General features: G+C 42.9%; 1 protein-coding gene and 3 tRNA genes. 1 reads left to right on the forward strand and 3 read right to left on the reverse strand.

Annotation, left to right across the window (positions count from 1 at the left end):
- Positions 1–93 precede the first annotated feature (93 nt).
- The 3 genes from AB4351_RS22160 to AB4351_RS22170 all read right to left on the reverse strand — a co-directional run bounded on the left by AB4351_RS22160 (position 94) and on the right by AB4351_RS22170 (position 443).
- Positions 94–169 (reverse strand) — tRNA-Gly (locus AB4351_RS22160).
- 46 nt (positions 170–215) lie between these two features.
- Positions 216–289, reverse strand: a tRNA-Cys gene (locus tag AB4351_RS22165).
- A 67-nt stretch (positions 290–356) separates the two neighbouring features.
- Positions 357–443 (reverse strand) — tRNA-Leu (locus tag AB4351_RS22170).
- Positions 444–791: 348 nt separating this feature from the next.
- On the opposite strand from AB4351_RS22170, the gene AB4351_RS22175 reads away from it, so the two are divergent.
- The gene (locus AB4351_RS22175; RefSeq protein ID WP_210442823.1) at positions 792–1,580 is read left to right on the forward strand and encodes a lipase family protein; all 789 of its coding nucleotides are present in this window, start codon (positions 792–794) and stop codon (positions 1,578–1,580) included.
- Positions 1,581–1,674 lie beyond the last annotated feature (94 nt).

Consider the following 1,674-nt stretch of genomic DNA (forward strand, 5'->3'; position numbering starts at 1 on the left):
CCACCACCAGGGCACGCAATTCTTTATTGCGATGCCGATTACTGAAAAGTAAAACACCATCTTAATGTCGAAATGAATCAACACTACAAAATTTGGAGCGATACATCGGGTTCGAACCGATGACCTCAACCTTGGCAAGGTTGCGCTCTACCAACTGAGCTAGTATCGCATTTTCATTCTTATTATCTCTTAACTTATCAAACTAAGAGAAAGAATGGAGGCGCCTCCCGGAGTCGAACCGAGGTCCACGGATTTGCAATCCGCTGCATAGCCACTCTGCCAAGGCGCCTTTAATAGTGATTTAAGAGAACAACTCTTTGTTCATCACTCTACTCAAAAAGTAGAAGCAAGATAGATGGTGCCCCGGGCCGGACTTGAACCGGCACAGCGCGAACGCCGAGGGATTTTAAATCCCTTGTGTCTACCAATTCCACCACCAGGGCAACGCAATCTTGCGATGCTGATTACTGAAAAGTATAACACCATCTCTCAGCGACCTAAGCCGTGAGAACGAGGTGTACTTTAACGGATGGAAAAAATTCGTCAACAATAAATTTTATCTTTTAATTCAAATGATTAATTATCACTCTCCAAAGAATAAATTTAGTGCAGCTTGTACGGTTCTTATACGCTGTTCTCTAATCTAACACTGCAATTTACTATCTAGGGTTAACTTTAGCGACAGCGGCAAATTTTGGTTTTTCTGTAACGAATCAAGTAAATGGTGTTTTCATGTGCTTTTCACATTCAACGACTAGAGTTTTAAGTAACTCTTATTAAGAAGTAAACATGTGAAACCACTAAAACGATATCAATATGAGCGCTATGCCGTTCTTTGTAACCTCGCCTACCCTAGAGTATTTAAGCAAACTAGCTATGGTTTTGACCCAAATGGACAACGCATCATAAAGAACCAGTTTGGCAAAACCATGATTCGAGTGCTGTGGAGCAGCGACAAAGATGAAGTGGTTGTGGTTATCAAAGGATCGCACAGCATCTCAGATTGGTTACTGACCTTTGCTCTATGGACAAGAAGCTGTAAGAGAATTGGGCTCAATTATCGTGTGCATGCTGGCTTCTATCATCTAATGTTTCAGGAAAGCCAGCCAAGTCGTAATGAAGATAAGCTTGGCTTAACCGTTATTGAACGCTTGGAAGCTACGCTCACACCTCTAATAGAGCAAGGCAAGAGAGTGTCTATTACTGGTCACTCTTCCGGTGGCGCTATCGGTTGTGTCTTCGCTGATTACTTTGATCAAAAGTACCCTGGCCGTATTAAGCGAATAGTGACTTTTGGCCAGCCCGCCATTGGTGACTGGAGCTTTCGAAAGCACTATCGTTTGGGTAAGAAGACCTACCGAATCTGCTGTGATATCGACATCGTAACCTTCATGCCTCCCGTTCCTTTGCTCTATTGGCATGTAGGTAAAGTGCTTTGGCTTTATAACGGACGAATCTATGAGAACACTCCTACATTAATCCGCCTTGGTCGCTCTATCTTTAGTTGGCTGATAAGACCTTTCTCTTACCACTTAATGAGCAAGTATATCCGTAACAAAGATTTCTTTGATAAGCATTGAAATGGGTACGTAGGAAGCTTTTAGCGGGGTCAAAAACGAAAAAACCAGTCACTAGGACTGGTTTTTTCTGAATGATGGAGGCGCCTCCCGGAGT

It is taken from the genome of Vibrio sp. 10N.261.51.F11, from assembly GCF_041471665.1.
In the GTDB taxonomy this organism is placed as follows: Bacteria; Pseudomonadota; Gammaproteobacteria; order Enterobacterales; family Vibrionaceae; genus Vibrio; species Vibrio crassostreae_C.